13 protein-coding genes are annotated in these 17,981 nt (G+C 50.8%); 8 read left to right on the plus strand and 5 right to left on the minus strand.

The genetic code is table 11. The annotated features are described in order from the left end of the window. The first annotated feature begins 4 nt into the window (after positions 1-4). The 4 genes from H7F15_RS11095 (at position 5) to H7F15_RS11110 (ending at position 3,334) form a co-directional block, all read left to right on the plus strand. Positions 5-1,837: a glycoside hydrolase family 15 protein gene (locus H7F15_RS11095; RefSeq protein ID WP_185197046.1), complete on the plus strand. Its 1,833-nt coding sequence runs from the start codon at positions 5-7 to the stop codon at positions 1,835-1,837. Further along, complete coding sequence (locus tag H7F15_RS11100; RefSeq protein ID WP_185197047.1) at positions 1,824-2,294, plus strand: hypothetical protein; 471 nt, start codon at positions 1,824-1,826, stop codon at positions 2,292-2,294. Before H7F15_RS11095 ends, H7F15_RS11100 begins: the two co-directional genes overlap by 14 nt. A gap of 147 nt (positions 2,295-2,441) precedes the next feature. Next, the gene (locus H7F15_RS11105) at positions 2,442-2,999 is read left to right on the plus strand and encodes a DUF4142 domain-containing protein (RefSeq protein ID WP_185197048.1); all 558 of its coding nucleotides are present in this window, start codon (positions 2,442-2,444) and stop codon (positions 2,997-2,999) included. Next, positions 2,996-3,334 carry a plastocyanin/azurin family copper-binding protein gene (locus tag H7F15_RS11110; protein ID WP_185197049.1) on the plus strand — a complete coding sequence of 113 codons (339 nt, stop codon included), beginning with the start codon at positions 2,996-2,998 and terminating at the stop codon, positions 3,332-3,334. Before H7F15_RS11105 ends, H7F15_RS11110 begins: the two co-directional genes overlap by 4 nt. 107 nt (positions 3,335-3,441) lie before the next feature. On the opposite strand, the gene H7F15_RS11115 is transcribed toward H7F15_RS11110, so the two are convergent. Further along, positions 3,442-5,094, minus strand: a complete 1,653-nt coding sequence (locus H7F15_RS11115) for a M1 family metallopeptidase (protein WP_185197050.1) — start codon at positions 5,092-5,094, stop codon at positions 3,442-3,444. A gap of 223 nt (positions 5,095-5,317) precedes the next feature. Between H7F15_RS11115 and H7F15_RS11120 the strand changes: the two genes are divergently transcribed. Then, positions 5,318-6,340, plus strand: coding sequence for a rod shape-determining protein (locus H7F15_RS11120; RefSeq protein ID WP_185197051.1), 1,023 nt, complete (start codon positions 5,318-5,320; stop codon positions 6,338-6,340). 151 nt (positions 6,341-6,491) lie between these two features. Here H7F15_RS11120 and H7F15_RS11125 read toward each other — a convergent pair whose 3' ends face one another. Then, a complete protein-coding gene (locus H7F15_RS11125) occupies positions 6,492-7,556 on the minus strand; it encodes an FUSC family protein (RefSeq protein ID WP_185197052.1) in 1,065 nt (354 codons plus the stop codon). A gap of 395 nt (positions 7,557-7,951) precedes the next feature. Here H7F15_RS11125 and H7F15_RS11130 point away from each other — a divergent pair, with 395 nt between their 5' ends. From H7F15_RS11130 to H7F15_RS11140, 3 genes are all read left to right on the plus strand, one after another. Further along, a complete protein-coding gene (locus H7F15_RS11130; protein WP_185197053.1) occupies positions 7,952-8,731 on the plus strand; it encodes a DoxX family protein in 780 nt (259 codons plus the stop codon). Positions 8,732-8,821: 90 nt separating this feature from the next. Further along, positions 8,822-9,292, plus strand: coding sequence for a hypothetical protein (locus tag H7F15_RS11135; protein ID WP_185197054.1), 471 nt, complete (start codon positions 8,822-8,824; stop codon positions 9,290-9,292). Between the two features lie 391 nt (positions 9,293-9,683). Continuing rightward, the gene (locus tag H7F15_RS11140; protein WP_185197055.1) at positions 9,684-12,047 is read left to right on the plus strand and encodes a T9SS type A sorting domain-containing protein; all 2,364 of its coding nucleotides are present in this window, start codon (positions 9,684-9,686) and stop codon (positions 12,045-12,047) included. A 157-nt stretch (positions 12,048-12,204) separates the two neighbouring features. On the opposite strand, the gene H7F15_RS11145 is transcribed toward H7F15_RS11140, so the two are convergent. The 3 genes from H7F15_RS11145 to H7F15_RS11155 are packed head-to-tail and all read right to left on the minus strand — an operon-like array spanning position 12,205 to position 17,944. Further along, the gene (locus H7F15_RS11145) at positions 12,205-15,402 is read right to left on the minus strand and encodes an efflux RND transporter permease subunit (protein ID WP_185197056.1); all 3,198 of its coding nucleotides are present in this window, start codon (positions 15,400-15,402) and stop codon (positions 12,205-12,207) included. Between the two features lie 36 nt (positions 15,403-15,438). After that, positions 15,439-16,590 (minus strand): efflux RND transporter periplasmic adaptor subunit, encoded by a 1,152-nt coding sequence (locus tag H7F15_RS11150; RefSeq protein ID WP_185197057.1) that lies wholly within the window; start codon positions 16,588-16,590, stop codon positions 15,439-15,441. A gap of 19 nt (positions 16,591-16,609) precedes the next feature. Then, positions 16,610-17,944, minus strand: a complete 1,335-nt coding sequence (locus H7F15_RS11155; RefSeq protein WP_185197058.1) for a TolC family protein — start codon at positions 17,942-17,944, stop codon at positions 16,610-16,612. Between the last annotated feature and the right edge of the window lie 37 nt (positions 17,945-17,981).

Here is a 17,981-nt window from a genome sequence, read left to right on the forward strand (position 1 = left end):
GACTATGGTTACCAGGTTATCAGACTATGCCCTGATCGGGAATGCGCGTGCGGCAGCCCTGGTCAGTAAAACCGGAACTATAGCCTGGTGCTGCCTGCCCGAATTTGACTCGCCCAGCCTGTTTGCTTCTATATTAGATCCCGAACGTGGCGGCCATTTCAGCATTTGCCCCGAAGGCACCTATAGTTCGCAGCAGCGCTATCTGCCCGATACCAACGTAGTGGAAACCACTTTTGAGACCGCCACCGGCAAAGCACGCCTGCTGGATGCCTTTGCCGTACAGACCGAAGAAGCCAGGAAACGCACGCTGTTCCCCGACCATGAAGTGCTGCGCGTGGTGGAAGGCCTTTCCGGAACGATTGCTTTTAAACTGGAATATACACCCCGTACTTACTATGGCCGGAACACACCGCGCCTGCAAAACCGCCGGAAGCTCGGTATTCATTTCGCCTGGAAAGGGAACATCTACACCCTGCTGAGCACCTTGCAACCAGACCAGTTTATAGTGGAGGAAGGCAACGCGACAGCGCAGTTTATAGTACAGCCCGGCGAACAGATCCTCTTTTCGATGAGCTATTCGGGTCAGTGCCCCGTGGTGTTGCCCGAGCTGCCCAAAACCGGCCTGAACCGGATGCACCAGACGATAGCTTACTGGGAAAACTGGAGCAGCCGCTGCCAGTATAAAGGCGTGTACGAACAGGCCGTAAAACGCAGCGCGCTGGTGCTTAAGCTACTGGCCCATGCCCCATCCGGCGCTATAGTTGCAGCCCCTACTACTTCGCTGCCCGAGCACCCCGGCGGCGGCCGCAACTGGGATTACCGCTACTGCTGGCTGCGCGATGCCTCTTTTACCGTCAGGGTGCTGATAAAACTGGGCTATACCGACGAAGCGCACGCCTACATGAACTGGATACTGCACGCCACCCGCCTGACCAGGCCAAAGCTTCAGGTAGTTTACTCGGTGTTCGGGCATGCAAAACTGAAGGAAAAAACACTGGACTGGCTGCGCGGATTCCAAAACTCAACGCCTGTCCGGATCGGGAACGGAGCCGATAAGCAATTTCAGCTGGATGTGTATGGCGAAGTGCTGGATGCCGTGTGTGCCTATGCGCCTCTCGTAAAAACCTTTGACCGCGACACCCGCAAATTCCTGATCGGGCTGGGCAAGATCATCTGTCGCCTCTGGGACAAACCCGACAACGGTATCTGGGAAGTGCGCGCCGATCTTTCGCATCATACACACTCCAAAGTAATGGCCTGGGCCGGGCTCGACAGGTTACTGACCTTAGCGCAACAGTATAACTGGACCGACGCCCCGCTGCAACTCTTTAAAGAAACAGCCGACAGGATAAAGCAGGCGGTGGAAGAAGCAGGGTACAACACAGAAATGGACTCGTATACGCACGAATTTTACGGCGACCGGGTAGATGCCAGTTTGCTTACCTTGCCGTTGGTAGGCTACTGCGATGCGGCCTCTCCCAGAATGCGCGCCACTACCCGAACAATCTGCGATAAACTACTGAAAAACGACCTGCTTTACAGGTACCGCAACATAACAGATGGGCTGCAGGGCGATGAAGGCGCTTTTGGTATCTGTAACTTCTGGCTGATAGAGGTGCTGGTAAAGGCCGGAGAAGTGGAAAGAGCCATCGAACTGTTCGAAACCATGCTGGCACATGCCAGTCCCGCAGGCCTTTTATCTGAAGAGATAGACCCCGACACCGGCGCGCTGCTTGGCAATTACCCGCAGGGTTTCACGCACATCGGCCTCATTAATGCGGCGCTTTCACTTAACGAAGTATACCAGCAAAACATAAAACACTATGCATATAAGTGACCTTTTTCTGTGGGGATTTGCTGCCACGCTTATCCTTTCCATACTCCTGGCTGCCTCGCGGCCACTGGGCCTTACCCGTATGGACCTGCCTTTTTTGCTCGGCACTTTTTTTACGCCCAACCGCAACAAGGCACCGCTGTGGGGGTTTGCCTTGCACCTGCTCATGGGCTGGCTTTTTGCGTTTATTTACGGCGCTGCTTTTGAAAGTAGCGGGCTGGCCACCTGGTGGTTTGGCATGGCCATCGGGCTGGTGCATGGTACATTTGTGCTCACGGTCGGGTTGCCGCTGGTTACCACCATACACCCAAGGGTAGCCAATCCCTACCAGGGCCCCACTCCTACACGGCAACTGGAACCGCCCGGCTTTATGGCTCTGAACTATGGCCATGGCACGCCCCTGGCAACTTTGCTGGCGCACCTGGTTTATGGTGGTGTACTGGGGTTATTCTATAGTTGAGCAAACTATAGTTTACTGCTCCAGTGCTTATGAAGTGTGATTCCGGTTTCGAACTATAGTTGTTTAGTATCAGCCAAAATAAAAACTATAGTTTCTGTAACTACCTGCCGGCAAGCTACTCTAACAGGTAAACAAAAAGCAAAAACTATGAGAACACACCAATCATCAACTTTCTGGGCAATGGTTTTATTTATAGCCTTTGCCCTGCAACTGCAAACCGCCGCTGCTCAGAACAAACAGAACAACCCGAAACTATCGGATGCGGAAGTGGCGTCGGTAGCTGTTATCGCCAACCAGATAGATATTGACCAGGCCATGCTGGCCAAAGAAAGATCGAAGAACCAGGACGTGCTGCAGTTTGCCGAAACCATGATAAACGACCACAAGGCCGTGATAAAGCAGGCTTCGGACCTGGTGCAGAAATTAGGCGTAACCCCCAAAGAGAATGCCGTGGGCAAACAACTACAGGCTGATGCAGCCAAAACAGCCAACATGCTGCGCACCAAATCCGGCAGCGCCTTCGACAAAGCCTATGTGAACAATGAGGTGGCCTACCACAAAGCGGTTATTTCGGCAGTGGAGGGATTGCTTATCCCCGAATCAGAAAATGAGGAGCTGCGAAACCTGCTGCAAAGTATAGTACCTGCCCTGAATGCGCACCTGGAACATGCCCAGATGTTGCAGAAACAACTCAACCAGAAATGAAAACCCTGAAACTGTTACCAGTCGATCTGTCGCTGTTCGGGTTGCTGTTGCTTTGCACTACCTTTACGCCGGTAGCAGGCGTGCAGCCAACTGTACACACCATCCGGATCAGCCAGATGCAGTTCAATCCCGCCACCCTGACTGTTCATAAAGGAGACACAATTGTGTTCGTGAACAAAGACATCGTTACCCACGATGCTACAGAGATCTCCGGGAAGGCATGGAAATCACCCGCCCTGGCTTCCGGAGATAGCTGGCGCATGGCTGCCACCAAAAGTGCGGCCTTCTATTGCAGTTTTCACCCGGTAATGAAAGGGAAGATTGTAGTAAAGTAAAATATGAAGTGGTATGTGTTTAGCGTGTGTTGTGCCCTCAGCTCTTCCGGGTATCTATGCCCGGAAGAGCAAGGGAACGCACCTGCAACTATAGCTGGGCTATAGTTTTACCGGGCTTCGGCAGTGGCATTTGCAGTGGCAGCTTCCACATAAAAATCAGGTACTATGGTTACGGTCGCATTTTTCTTACGGAGCTTGGTTTCCTTCCAGGCCGTAGTTGGCTCCAGCCATTGTTCCTGTCCGTTTACCAGCACTTTTACCGGCATATCAAAATCCGGAACGGTATTGCTCCAGCGGTATTTCAGTTTTTTGCCAGCTACCTGGTATTCCAGTTTCGGGATGCGCACATCGCGCAGGTACTGGTCGAAAAACGGTGTCAGGTTGCGGCCGGTGTGCTGGCTCAGGTAATTTTCTATCTGCTGGGTGGTAACGGTCTGGTGGTAGAAATCCTTGTTCAGGCCGCGTAGTATATTTCTCCATTTTTCATCGTCGTTCACGATCTGGCGCAGGGTGTGCAGCATATTGCCGCCTTTGTAATACATGTCGCCCGAGCCGCTGCGGTTTACATTGTACGTCCCGATAATTGGTCGGTCGTTTTTGATGTTCTGGCGCGTACCTATCACATACTCACTGCTGGCTTTTTTGCCATAGTGATAATCCAGGAACAGGTTTTCGGAATAGTTGGTGAAGCTTTCGTGAATCCACATATCGGCCACATCCTTGTTGGTGATGTTGTTGGCAAACCACTCGTGCCCCGATTCGTGGATGATGATAAAGTCGAATTTCATTCCCCAGCCGGAGCCGCTCAAATCGCGCCCGCGGTAGCCGTTCTGGTAGCCATTGCCATAGGTAACAGCGCTCTGGTGCTCCATGCCCAGGTAAGGCACTTCCACCAGTTTGTAGCCGTCTTCATAAAACGGATAAGGGCCAAACCAGTGCTCAAAGGCCTGCAACATGCGGGCAGCATCTTTAAACTGTACTCTGGCTTTCTCCAGGTTCTCCTTCAGCACGTAGTAGTTGCAGTCCAGCACGCCTTTTTCGCCCTGGTACTTCTCCGAAAAATGCGCATAGTCGGCAATGCTGATGTTCACGCCATAGTTGTTGATCGGGTTATTTACGAACCAGTGCCAGGTCTTTGTCTTGTCGTTGTGCTGCTCCACGCCGCGCAGCCTGCCATTCGATACGTCCATTAAATGCTCCGGCACGCGCACACTGATCAGCATGCTGTCGGGCTCGTCGTACGAGTGGTCTTTGCAGGGCCACCACATGCTGGCGCCGCTTCCCTGGTTAGAGTTGGCAATAAACGGGTTGCCGTTGCTGTCCTTTTTCCAGGTGATGCCGCCGGACCACGGTGGGTTGGTGCTTACAGTTGGTTTGCCGCCAAAATGTACTTTCACCTCGTTTACCTTGCCCGCCTGTTGCGCTTCCGGAAGCTGTACAAAATAAGCGTTGCCATCCCTTTTGAAAGTCAGTACTTTTCCGCCCTGGGTTATTTTTTCGATCGCCATCGGTTGCTGCATGTCGATCTGCATAATCTGCTTTGGCTCCAGTACTTTATAGCGGATAGTGTTTGTGCCTTTTATGGTGCTGTCGACGGGGTTTACCTGCACGCTCAGGTGATAATAGGTCAGATCCCACCAGGCGCGTTCCGGTGTGATGGAGCCACGCAGGGTATCCTGGCGGGTAAATACTCTGTTCTGGGCAAATACGCCGGTAGTGCAAAGCACCAGCAGGCAAACGGTAGACAGTAGGTTTCTCATCGGGTTACATTTAAAACACAGGGTAAGTATAGTTATTTTACCTGCAGTTTCAAAAACATGGGGTCTGCCTGCTTCCCGGAAAAAGTAAGGGCCACCACCCTCGCCACGAAACTATACTGCTATTCCGTGCATTATCCTATCGTAAACCTGCTGGTTCTCGGGTAAAAGCCTTAAATTTGTAACAATACGGGTACGGCAGTACCTCAGGCACAAAATCTATAGTATGAGTCTTTTTAATTTTCTTAACCAAGATATAGCTATCGACATCGGCACAGCCAATTTCCTGGTACTTCAGGAAAACAATGTGGTGGTGGATGAGCCCTCTATTATCGCTTTTAACTATACAACCGGCGAGGTGGTAGCCATTGGCCGGCAGGCCGAGCAGATGGCTGGCCGCGAACATGAGAATATCCGGATCGTGAAGCCGCTGCGCAATGGCGTTATCGCAGATTTCCATGCAGCCGAGCACATGATAAAAGGTATGCTGAAGTTGAAAAAACAAGGCCGCCTGGGTTTCTCGCCGTCTTACAGAATGGTGGTGTGTGTGCCTGCCGGTATTACGGAAGTAGAAAAACGTGCCATCCGCGACTCAGCCATGATAGCGGGTGCCAAAGAGATTTACCTGATCCATGAGCCTGTTGCCGCTGCCATCGGTATCGGGCTGGACGTGCAGGAGCCCACCGGGCACATGATTATAGATGTAGGCGGCGGCACTACCGAGATAGCCGTGATCGCGCTGAGCGGTATTGTTTGTTCGCAATCGGTACGCGTGGCCGGTAACAATTTTGACGAAGACATTATAGAATATATACGCCGGGAGCACAGCATGCTGATCGGTGCGCCAACCGCCGAAAAGCTGAAGATTGAAGTGGGAGCTGCTATGGATGACCTGCCGGAACCACCGGAGCCGTATGCTGTAAAAGGCCGTAACCTGATGAATGGCTTGCCGAAGCAGGTGCACATTACTCACCACGACATTGCTGCCTGCCTCGATAAATCGCTTTCCAAGATAGAAGATGCCGTGCTGATGACGCTCGAGCTAACTCCGCCGGAATTATCATCCGACATTCACCAGTCCGGCATTTACTTAACGGGCGGCGGCGCGCTGCTCCGTGGCCTGGATAAACGACTGGCCCGCAGAACCAAACTGCCGGTGCATATTGTGGATGCCCCGTTGCACGCTGTTGTAAATGGTACCGGCATTGCGCTGAAGAACCTGGAACACTTTAAGTTTCTGATGCGGTAGGTAAGCTGCCGCTCAGAACTATAGTTGGCGCAGCCTTCTCAAACTATAGCTTAACCTTTATTTTTCCTGTTTATAGTTGGGTAATGCACAAACTAAAGTTCAGCCTTCCGGACTATAATTGTAGAACACAGGCTATAGTTGGTGGTTTTAACTATTCTTTTTTGTACCGGCGTCTTCCCATCCTGATCCTGTTGCGGCGGATCTGTCGGATGGCCAGGTAGTGCAGTTTCTCGTTGTACAAGATCCAGCCGCCTGCTGCCCCTATCACGCTCCCGATCAGGATGTCGAAAAAGCGTGTAGTGATGAGTGCGGTTGGGTCCGTTGTAAGGGATGTACCACTCTCTGCCAGGAAAATAGTGAGCACAGTGATGAAAATAACCGCAATGCCATAATTGCGCACAACCAGTATCTCTACCACCGTCTGGAGCACAATAATGCTGATGGCTATAGTTAGCAGCGACGGATGAAGCAACAGCACGCCCCAGGTAACAATAAGCCCGATAAACGTACCCAGCACCCGCTGCGCGCTCCGTTGCCAGATGTGTGTGGCGCTGGCTCCCTGCATTACAGCGGCACACGAAGTGGGCACCCAGTACGGATTTTCGAGTTCCAGTAAATAAGCCACCAGCAGCGAGAAGCCCACAAAAAAGCCATAAGTAAGCGACTCTACCAGGTTAACATAGCGGTTCTTGGTAACCGTTACCACTTCGTTGTCCGTTACCAGTGGGCGCAGCGTTATCAGACTATAGACCAGGCCCAGCAGGCACGAAATAATGGTACCGATTACGGCCAGCCCCAGGCGGTGTGGCACCAGGGCTATCTCGTGTGGCAGACTGATGGCCACCGCCGCGATCATGATAAAAAAGAAGTTGCCGGGCGGCCGCACCATTTTCAGGTAGTATAGGGTGAGGTGCACAACGCAGGCGTAGAGGCCCAGCACCAGCGATGCCACGTAAAGGTTAAAGCCAAATACCAGCCCTAAGGCAAACGACACCAGAATGCCAAAAGAACAGCTCATCAGCACGATCATGCGGCGGCTTAGCTGCTGCGACTGTATGTAAAGAATAACCAGCGCCGACATGGAAGCCAGTTTGCCATCCTGCATGTGCCCTGTAAAATAACCGCCCAACACAGGTATGCCAATACAGAGACCGGCCAGCACAGGCATGTGCCATTTTCTGTCGGATTTCTTAAACTCGAGTAGCTCTTTAAACATGTTCCGGGCAATAGCGTGCGGCACTGCAAATATAGGTACTACGTGCTTGTGGCGTGCCCCGGCGGGGTTTAATCTTTCCTTTTATCCCCAATACCGCTCATCCGAAAAAAAATTAAAAATTTTTACACAACCTGTAACCTCCGCTGAAGTCCTCCCGTATAAAGGGATGGCTAAAAGTTGAAAAGTTATTATAACTTATTCAGTAAAAAAGGCTCCCAGACGGGGAGCCTTTTTTAATTTCTGCCCCTCCCTGTTCCCGCTTCCGGCTCAGCCCGCTAATTTGCCAGTTAACCGAAACATCCTGCCTGTTGGTATAAAAGCTTTGCACTGCTATGCCTGCACCTGCTACTTTTAAGTATAATTACCTGTATCTTTTATACTTAGCTCATAAAACTATGCTCCGCAATCAAGACATGCTCACTGTACTTATCCGCCTCTTTCTGGGCTATATCTTTTTTTCGGCCGGCATCTGCAAGCTCACGCATGGCGAGTTCGGGCAACTGATAGGGCCGCCCTGGCTGGAAGAAGCGCTTGCAAAACACGGCCTTGGATTATTTGCGCAGGTAGTGGCCATCAGCCAGGTAATTTGTGGTATGTTGCTATTGTCGCAGCGGTTTAGTTTGCTGGGAGCTGTTATGCTGGTGCCCATGAACGTGTCCATTCTGGCCGTTACGGTATCTATGAACTGGACCGGAACCCCGTACCTGAACGCGATCTTTTTAGGCCTGAACCTGACACTGCTTGGACTGGAGCATAAGAAATTCCGGTTCATGTTTTACCAGAACAACCCCTGTAACATTACTCCTGCCCCGACCGACCACATCGGGCAAAATACCTATAGTTGGCTGGGGCTGGGCTTTGCTATGGCTACAATGGTGCTGGCCTATGTAAATATAACGCTTACCAACATGGCTGCCCTGCTGGCTTTTGCTGCTTTTGCTGCTACCATTCTGCGGTCCGGCCTGTTCAATAAACTCGATACCATCCTGATCCTGCTGCCTTTTGTTGCTATGCTGGCCGTAACGTTCGCGCATATACATGCCACTTTCCTGTCGGCCTTCCTGGCGATTATTATAGCAGAAGCCCTGTTACTGGTATGGCGTGTTTACCTGGTAAGCCGGAGAACTGGCACCGTTGGCGCCCTGGATACGGCAGCGCTGCAGCCCGAACTATAGTTTGCCGAAACACCTGCCCATGCTTCGCTGTTAATTGTTACTTTTGCACTGCGCCTGCCAGAGGCAGGAGGTAAACTTAACAGCTGAATTTTGGATAAATCAACCCGAACTAAATTATCGATCATTGCCATTTACCAGATCGTGGGCGGCGTACTGGGCATTTTACTGACAGCCTGGGTTATGTACAGCGGCGAAATGGTAATAGACCAGGCTGCCCTGCGCATGGGCCTTTTTGCAGGAGCGCTTTATGTTTTTTCTATCCTGTGCGGGCGCATGCTGTACCGCAACTATAAGCGTGGGCTCCTGCTTTCAATCGTTAACCAGGTGCTGCAGGTGGTGTACTTCTCGTTCGGGGCGTACGGTTTCCAGTATGTGGCGGGCTTGCGTGTTGGCATTGGCGTGGATATGATCGGTGGATGGATCTTTAAATTCCGGCTGGCCCTTTCATCGTTCCATTTCAACATCGGCACCGACCTTGGCCAGGAGTTTATCGGGGTAAACCTGGTAGCCCTTTTCCTGATCTTCTGGATGGAGCAATTGCTGGAAAAAGTAAGAGCGTAGACAACTATAGTTTTACAAGCTGCTGATGTAGCAAATTATACCAAAGCCCCGGCCATAAGGTCGGGGCTTTTTTGTGACTATAGCATAACTATAGTTTGTAATTTCTTTAGCTACTGGTAAACTCCTTGTTCCATAGTTTCAGGAATCATCTCCGAGAAACAGTGCAATTTTTAAAGCCGTAACACTGGCGCAGCGCACCATAGCTCAATTCACCAATATAGCACTATTAACCAAACAGTTATATCATCTTCTACTATCAGCACTCTCCTTAAAATTTAACTATAACTAACGAACTGATAAAGGGTAAAAGTATAGATAGTATCCGCGCCCGCTCCCTCTATTCAGCCTTCACCCTGCTGTTCTATAGTCACTAATACTACTTATTATACCTATGAAACAGATATACTACTTTTTACAACATGCTTTTCCAAAATCAACTTACCAATATGGCATAGTTCTGTTAACTTTTTTACTGCTGTTACCCGCGCTCACAACGGCTCAGGTATTTAAACACGAATGGCTCAGGTATTTTGAGCAACCGGCAGAGTTAACCGATATTCTTACCACATCAGATAACCACGCTATTGCACTCGCAAGTATTGATAGAACTGCCACTGTTACCAAACTGAATACCAATGGATTTACCCTATGGGCTACGCCGGTGAACGATGCTGTAACTATGATTGCCTTAGATGCGCAGAACAATGCTTACCTGCTCGGCAACGCGGTTACCAAACTATCGGCAGGCGGCAACCTGCTATGGACACATGACCTGACTCCGTATGCGCTGAGCTTTGGAGAAACCATGCAGGTAGATGCAGCAGGCAATGTGTATGTAGCCGGCTACAAAAGTAAAGCAGAGCTCTTCCTTGTTAAACTGTCGCCTTCAGGCAGTACCCTCTGGACTAAAACTATAGCCACAGATCCAATGATAAGATCAGCAGAGGTTGTGCTGGGTATTGGAGATGAACTATATCTGACCTATTCTAAAGAAGGAAGCAGAACAGAACAAGCCTTTATATTGCTCAAGCTCGATACTGAAACCGCCGCCACGCTTTACAGCAGGGAGTTCATTAATACGAGAGAAGGCAGCGGACGCTACTGGGCAAGGGAACTGATCTGGCATGATAACAGCAGCCACTTATATGTCATCATGGAACAAACACAGCACCTGTCGTCGCCTGTCAGAATGCTGGGGGTAGCAAAACTGGATGCATCGGGGACTTTACTATGGGAAGACGATTACCACTTTGAACAACGTGACTATTATGCAGATGCCGCTTTAGACGAAGCAGGAAACGTATTTCTGTTAACCGAAGCCCAACTCAATCATACACCGCCACCTTATGGTTTTGTAACCGCTAAAATAGACGGAAGTACCGGAGAAAAACTTTGGGCGGATACGTACGACCCGGAATATGGTGACAGGGCATATCCAAGTGAATTGGCAGTATTACCAGACGGCAGTGTCATATCATTAGGCTCTACTGTAAATCCGGCTACCCGCACAACAGAAGCTGTTATGCTGCTACACACATCAGACGGGACTTTACTTGATAAAAAGATAAACACGCACAGCTACTATATAGCCATCAGCAATACAGGGGAAATTTATTTATCCGGCTATATCAGCCACGATGGAGAGGACAGTGTTTACAATCTGACTGTAAACAAATACACCATTTCAGATCAGTGTGCTGCTCCTGAACTTACAGCAAGGGGTGGTATTCTTAGTTGTGAAACTGGTACAGCTCAATTACAGGCATCGTCCGTGACAGGAAACGTTTCGTTTACCTGGACAGGGCCTGACAGCACTACCTACCATGAGCAGAACCCTGTAGTAAGTTTAGCTGGTTTCTACACCGTTACGGTAACTATAAACGGAACCGTATGCAGTACGTCCACCACAGTCAGTGTTTTATCAGCCTTACAGAATGATGTTTGTTATACTCTTGATTTCAGCAATGAAAGTAAGGGACTTATCTCTATGACAGGAACCGGTGCTGGCACAGTAAAGATCTGGGGCAGCAAAAATAACGATCAGTATGGGCAACTGCCCCCTTCTCCGGAAAATCATGCTGCTGTTTTTGATACCGGTATGCCAACCGGTGACGATGATGACCTTTACACAGAAGACTGGGGCAATGTACTGATCATAAATCAGGACCTTACCGATGTACCCAATGATAACCAGTTCGGCGGCAAGCTTTATCTTGACTTCTCTGCATTTGGTCCGGTAACATTAAAATCCATGAAGGTACTGGATGTAGATGAATATGAGGATAATTCGTGGGTAGCGCTGTTTGATGAACATGGAAACCAACTAAAGTCAATACAATTGCAGCCACTCGGCAACAACAGCAAGCAAACTATAGATCTGGGCAGTACAGGGCGTGTCATGAGGATGGAAATAACGCTTGGCTCTGGTGCTGTAGATGATATCAAATTCTGCATGAAGGTTCGGGAAGAAGATTGTTCTGCCGCAACCACTAACACCTTAGCCGCCTACGCCACTCCTACCCTGTTCTCCGACAGAACAACTATAGCCTTTGAGGCGACCGAAGCCGCACCTTACACTGTTACCTTGCACGACCTGCGCGGCAACCTGATCAGTGAGTTGGCAGCGGGCACAACTATAGCCGGCGAAACAAAACAGGTGGAAGTAGATGGCGCTGCCCTGCCAAACGGCATGTACATTGCCCGCATCATCAGCGGTTCGCAAAGTAAGTCCGTGAAGCTTATAGTTAGCCGATAGCTGTAGCTCTTTGCGTACGTTGCGGGTGCCTTTGCGCTCATTGCCTTTAAATTTAACCGCAAAGGGCGCGAAGTTTTACGCAGCGATCGCCAGGACAAAAAAATCCCCGACCATACCGGCCGGGGATTTTCTTTTATCCTCAAACTATAGTTTATAATTACGGATTCACATACGCTGGGTCACCGCCTTCATCTGTATCCGGTTGGTTGTTGGCTCTTTCGCGGAGTTCGGCCAGGCCTTTTTTACCATAAGCCAGCCTGGTGATAACCACGTAAAGTACCGGTACCACAAAGATCGCCAGGAACGTAGCGGCAAGCATACCACCGATCACAACCCAGCCAATTGTCTGGCGCGATACGGCACCGGCGCCTGAGGCCATAGCCAGCGGAACCACCCCTAAGATAAAGGCCAGCGAGGTCATGATGATCGGGCGAAGACGCAGTTTTACGGCTTCTATAGTTGCTGCAATCAGCTCCATGCCCCTGTCCACCCGTTCCTTGGCAAATTCCACAATCAGAATGGCGTTTTTGGCAGCCAGACCGATCAGCGTGATCATACCTACCTGGGCATACACGTTGTTGTCCAGCTTAGGGAGTAAGGTTAAGGCCAGTATCGCCCCGAACATACCCAGCGGAATAGCAAACAGGATAGAGAACGGTACCGACCAGCTCTCATACAGCGCAGCCAGTAACAATAGCACCAGGATAATGGAAAGCGAGAAGATGTAAATGGTACTGCTTCCTGCTGCGAGCTCTTCACGGCTCAGACCGGAGAATTCGTAACCGTACCCAGCTGGTAAAACTTCAGCTGCAACTTCTTCCAGGGCCTGCAATGCCTGCCCCGAACTATAGCCCGGTGCGGCACTACCATTAATATCCACGGAACGGAACAGGTTATAGTGCGAAATTACCGGGGCATTCTCTACCACTTTGGTGCTTACCAGCGCACTCAGCGGCACCGATTCGCCCTGGCGGTTCATCACGTAAAACTGTTTCAGGCTTTCAATGTCCATACGGAACGAGGTATCGGCCTGCGCTACCACCCGGAAGTTACGTCCGTAGCGGGTGAAGTCGTTCACATAGCGGCTACCCATATACGTTGACATGGTAGCATACACATCCGCAACGTTCACGCCTAATCTCTTGGCTTTTTCGCGGTCCACGTCTACGTGGTAGCCCGGGGTTTTGGCTGTAAAGAAACTATAGGCCATCGCAATTTCAGGACGCTGGTTGGCGGCTGCCAGGAACTGCCCCATTACCTGCTCCAGCTCTTTTACATCGCCGGCACGGCGCTGCTGCAGCACAAAACTGAAACCACCCGAAGCACCCAGACCCGGAATGGCAGGCGGCGCCACCACCAGGATGTTGGCTTCCTTAATACCGGCTAATTTCTGTTGCAGTGTAGCCATTACAGCCTGTAGTTTCTCCGATTCATCTTCACGCTCATCCCAGGGCGCCATCTGCACGAAGAACGTACCACTGTTCGATTTAAACGAGAAGTTGATGGCGTTCAGTCCGGCAACGGAAGTATAGTTACGGATGGCTGGTATAGTTGCCATCTGCTCGCCTACCTGGTTTAATATCTCAGAAGTCCTGCTTTTAGATGCACCTTCCGGCAACTCTATCGACACGAAGAAACGGCCTTCGTCTTCGGATGGGATAAAGCCTGTTGGTTTACTGGCAAACAAGCCTACTGTACCTGCATAAAGGCAGATCAGAAGGATAAGCACCAGCGGCGACGCTTTTATACTTTTGCGCACTCCCACCGAGTAATTTTCAGTGGTGCGGGCAAACCAGTTGTTAAACTTATAGAAGAATTTGTTGATGCCGCGCGAGTCCTTGTTCACGTTCATTGGCTTCAGCATCAGTGAGCAAAGGGCCGGCGTAAGCGTTAAAGCCACAAAAGCCGAGATAAGTACAGAGATAGCAATTGTGATGGCAAACTGCTGATACAACCTGCCCACAATACCCGGAATAAAGCCCACCGGAATAAATACCGCTGCCAGAATAAGGGCAATGGCAATAACCGGAGCCGTAATGTCCTTCATGGCTTTACGCGTGGCTTCCCTCGCCGAGAGCTTCTCATGGTCAATGTAATGCTGCACCGCTTCCACCACAACTATGGCATCATCCACCACAATACCAATGGAGAGCACGAAACCAAACATGGTAAGCGTGTTGATGGTAAAGCCTAAAGGCAGGAAGAACACGAACGTACCTATAATGGAAACCGGAATGGCCAGAATTGGGACCAACGTAGCACGCCAGCTCTGCAGGAACAGGAACACTACTATAATAACTAGTATCAGGGCTTCAACCAGCGTTTTCACTACTTCGTTGATCGACACCTGCACCACCGAAACTGTCTCGAAAGACACAATGTAATCCACATCAGCCGGGAACGTTTGTTTCATTTCATCCAGCGCAGCATAAATACCTTCGGCCGTGTCCAGGGCGTTACTGCCAGGGGCCTGGTAAATCAGCATCATGGTGGCAGGGTTGCCGTTTATCTTGGATTCGCGGCCATAGTCAAACTTACCGAACTCGATACGTGCTACGTCGCGCAGGTAAACGATTGAGCCATCAGCAGGATTGGTCCGAACGATGATATTGCCGAATTCTTCCTGTGTCTGCAAACGGCCTGTTACGGTAATCGGGTACTGGAAAGCCTGTGTGTCATATTGTGGCGCGGCACCTACCGTACCACCCGCTACCTGCAGGTTCTGCTCCTGAATAGCGGCTGTAACTTCGGAGGCACCAATGTTATACTGCGCCAGTTTATCGGGCTGCAGCCACACACGCATACTAAAGTCCTGGCCAATAGAGAAGATATCCCCCACACCGCTTACACGCATCAGGGCATCGCGCACATAAATGTTAGTATAGTTATCCAGGAACTGTACATCGTGCGTACGGTTCGGCGAGTAGATACCGATTACCATCATGATGCTCGGGTTACGCTTACGCACTGTTACACCCAGTCTGCGTACCTCTTCCGGCAGCGATGGCTGGGCAATACTGGCGCGGTTCTGCACATCCAGCGTTGCAATGTCTATGTCCGTACCAATCTCAAATGTAACCGACATGTTCATCTGGCCTGTACCGGTACTGGTAGAGGTAATGTAGGCCATGCCTGGCGAACCGTTGATCTGCGTCTCGATCGGGGTGGCTACGGCCTGCTCCACCGTTAAGGCATCGGAGCCAGTATAGTTAGCCGATACCGAAACCGAGGGCGGCGAAATATCCGGGTACTGGGTGACAGGCAAATTCATCATGGCCAGCACACCCACCAGCACGATCACGATCGAGATCACCATAGCGGTGACGGGCCTTCTTATAAATACTTCTGATATCATGTTTCTTTCTGAATCTCTTCTGAAGGGTAGATGAAATTATTTCTTTGGTGCCCCTGCCTGTGGCTGGCCCTGTTGCTGCGGTGCGCCTACCTGTACTTTGGCACCCTGGCGCAGGCGCTGTATACCTTCCGTCACAATCTGCTGTCCCTCTTTCAGGCCTTCTCGCACTACTACGTTGCCACTCATGCGGGTACCCAACTGCACATTCTGCTGCACCACCGAGTCGCCCTGCACCACATATACAAAGTACTCACCTAACTGCTCGGTTACAGATTTGTAAGGGATCACGATCTGCTCGCCAATGTCCTGGTTCAGCACGTCCAGGCTTACGGTCATGCCAGGTATTAATCTCTCATTAGGGTTCGGGAACTGCACACGCACCGTAGTTGTACCCGACTGGCGACCAATCGCTCTGTCGATGGCTACCAGTTTACCGGCATGCTCGTATTGCTCGCCATTGTTAAAACGGATAGTGAAAAGTGAGTCCGGCTGCTTACCCTGCTGCAGGTTTGTAAAACGGCCCAGCTCACTTTCGTTGATCACAAAATCTACCGCGATCGGGTCGGAAGATGAGATGGTGTTCAGCAGTGGCTGACCCGGAGAAACCTGCGCTCCTACCCTAACCTGCGAAATACCTATAGTTCCGCTGAAAGGCGCATTGATAACAGAATAATTGAGGTCGGTGGAGGCGCTGCGCACCTGTGCCTGGGCAGCGTTGACCTGCGCGCGGGCGGTCTGTACATCGGTGCGGGCATAGTCTACCTGCTGTTTGGCAATGGCATCGCGCTCAGCCAGTCGCTCGTAACGCTCCAGGTCTTTCTCTGCTCTGGCAAGGTTAGCTCTGGCACTTTGCAAGCTGGCCTGCGCCGACTGTATGCCTGCCTGGTATTTGCTCTGGTCTATTTCGTATAGTTTCTGGCCCTTTTTTACGCGCTGGCCGTCCTGCACAAATATGTTGGTGATATAACCTGATACCTGCGGACGCAGCTCCACTTCCTGCAGGGCCACCACCGTTGCCGGATAGGTATCTTTGCCGGTTACGCGTTCTTCTTTTACCTGCATGGTATTTACCGGTACTGCCATAGCCGCCGGGTTCATCTGCTGCTGGGCAGCCTTATCGTCGCCGCAGGATGCAAGAACAGCCGGCGCAAGAATGGCCGAGAGCAGCCATGTGTATCTATTTTTCATGTTGGAGTTTTTCTCTGTTTTATCTGTTGACATCGATGTTACCTAAAGCTTTTTGCAGATCGAGTTTGCTGGAAAGTACATTGTAAAGGGCATTATAGTAGTTCAGCTGCGTAGTGCGCAGCTCAGTTTCGGCTACGATCAGGTCCACATAAGCTTTCACGCCTTCGTCGTACTGTAGTTTGATGATCTCGTACACCTCTTCCGCCATCTGCAGGTTACTTTGCAATGTTTTCCACTCGGTAAGGTCGCTTTTATAGTTGGCAAGGGCTGTCTGGTATTCGGTGTTCAGGGCGCGGCGGGTATCCTCTATAGTTACATCCAGGCGCTGCTCTTCCAGCTGAGCTATCTTCACATTCTGCCACCGCCGGGTACCCTGGAAAATAGGAAGCGACACCTGCAGGCCTACCCCTGATGTTGGGTAATGCTGGTTATAGAGGTTGCCTAAATCATTGTTGAAGTATAGCAGGTTATAGTTACCGAAAGCTGACACAGTTGGTAAAAAGCTCCAGCGGTTGTAGGCGGTATTCAGTCTTAAAAGCTCGCGCTGTGTTTCGAGTTGCTGCAGCTCTATCCGGTTTTCGTAGGCCAGCAACTGGGTGGTATCTACCTGCACGGCCTGCTCCATGCGCTCGTAACTATAGGTCAGTTTCAGGTCCTGGTCTACCGGGTAGCCCATCAGCTGTTTCAGGTAGGCAATGCTGGCTTTTATACCCTCCAGGGCGCGCTTGCGGTCCGAACGGATATTGGCCAGGGTAATGGCGGCACGCTGGTAATCGGTCTTGTCTACCAACCCAACGTCGTAGCGGCTGCGGGCATCGTTGTATTGTTTTTCCTGGCGGGTAATGTTCAGGTCCAGTATGCGGAGCTGCTCCTGTGTCAGCAATACATCAAAAAAAGCTTTGCTCACTTCCACTACCGTACTGATGCGGGTATCGGTTATCTCCTGATCCAGAAGCGTTCTTCTGGAGCGTGCTGCCCTCGAAGCCAGCAGCAGGTTGCTGTCGAAAATATTTTGCGTGGCCTGCAACGAAAGGCTGGAATTATACTTCTGCCCCACGGTAATGATATCGTCGCCGAAAGGCTGTTGCTGCCTTTTAATGTTATAGTTACCGCCAAAGTTGGCATTTATCTGCGGAAACCAACCGGACAGGCTGGCGCGTATCTCCCGCTCCCCGATGGCTTCGTCTATCAGTGCCTGCTCTACGGCTGCCCTGTTCTCCAGCGCATAAGCTATCACCTGCTCCAGGGTCAGGCTGTCGGTGGCAGGCACGGCTTTGTTGTCCTGCGCAAACAGCACGCCCGGGGCCAGCAGACAGGCAGTAAGCAGTAATTTTAAGCGTTTACTTAGTTTCATGTATAGGTTTGGTGTTCAGTAAATTAGTTGCAATGTT

Source organism: Pontibacter sp. Tf4 (genome assembly GCF_014212495.1).
In the GTDB taxonomy this organism is placed as follows: Bacteria; Bacteroidota; Bacteroidia; order Cytophagales; family Hymenobacteraceae; genus Pontibacter.

Coding starts and splice junctions, on each gene's coding strand:
- H7F15_RS11125 (WP_185197052.1), bottom strand. CDS start 7,556: ATGTTTAAAGAGCTACTCGAGTTTAAGAAATCCGACAGAAAATGGCAC.
- H7F15_RS11145 (WP_185197056.1), bottom strand. CDS start 15,402: ATGATATCAGAAGTATTTATAAGAAGGCCCGTCACCGCTATGGTGATC.
- H7F15_RS11105 (WP_185197048.1), top strand. CDS start 2,442: ATGAGAACACACCAATCATCAACTTTCTGGGCAATGGTTTTATTTATA.
- H7F15_RS11110 (WP_185197049.1), top strand. CDS start 2,996: ATGAAAACCCTGAAACTGTTACCAGTCGATCTGTCGCTGTTCGGGTTG.
- H7F15_RS11155 (WP_185197058.1), bottom strand. CDS start 17,944: ATGAAACTAAGTAAACGCTTAAAATTACTGCTTACTGCCTGTCTGCTG.
- H7F15_RS11150 (WP_185197057.1), bottom strand. CDS start 16,590: ATGAAAAATAGATACACATGGCTGCTCTCGGCCATTCTTGCGCCGGCT.
- H7F15_RS11095 (WP_185197046.1), top strand. CDS start 5: ATGGTTACCAGGTTATCAGACTATGCCCTGATCGGGAATGCGCGTGCG.
- H7F15_RS11100 (WP_185197047.1), top strand. CDS start 1,824: ATGCATATAAGTGACCTTTTTCTGTGGGGATTTGCTGCCACGCTTATC.
- H7F15_RS11120 (WP_185197051.1), top strand. CDS start 5,318: ATGAGTCTTTTTAATTTTCTTAACCAAGATATAGCTATCGACATCGGC.
- H7F15_RS11130 (WP_185197053.1), top strand. CDS start 7,952: ATGCTCCGCAATCAAGACATGCTCACTGTACTTATCCGCCTCTTTCTG.
- H7F15_RS11115 (WP_185197050.1), bottom strand. CDS start 5,094: ATGAGAAACCTACTGTCTACCGTTTGCCTGCTGGTGCTTTGCACTACC.
- H7F15_RS11140 (WP_185197055.1), top strand. CDS start 9,684: ATGAAACAGATATACTACTTTTTACAACATGCTTTTCCAAAATCAACT.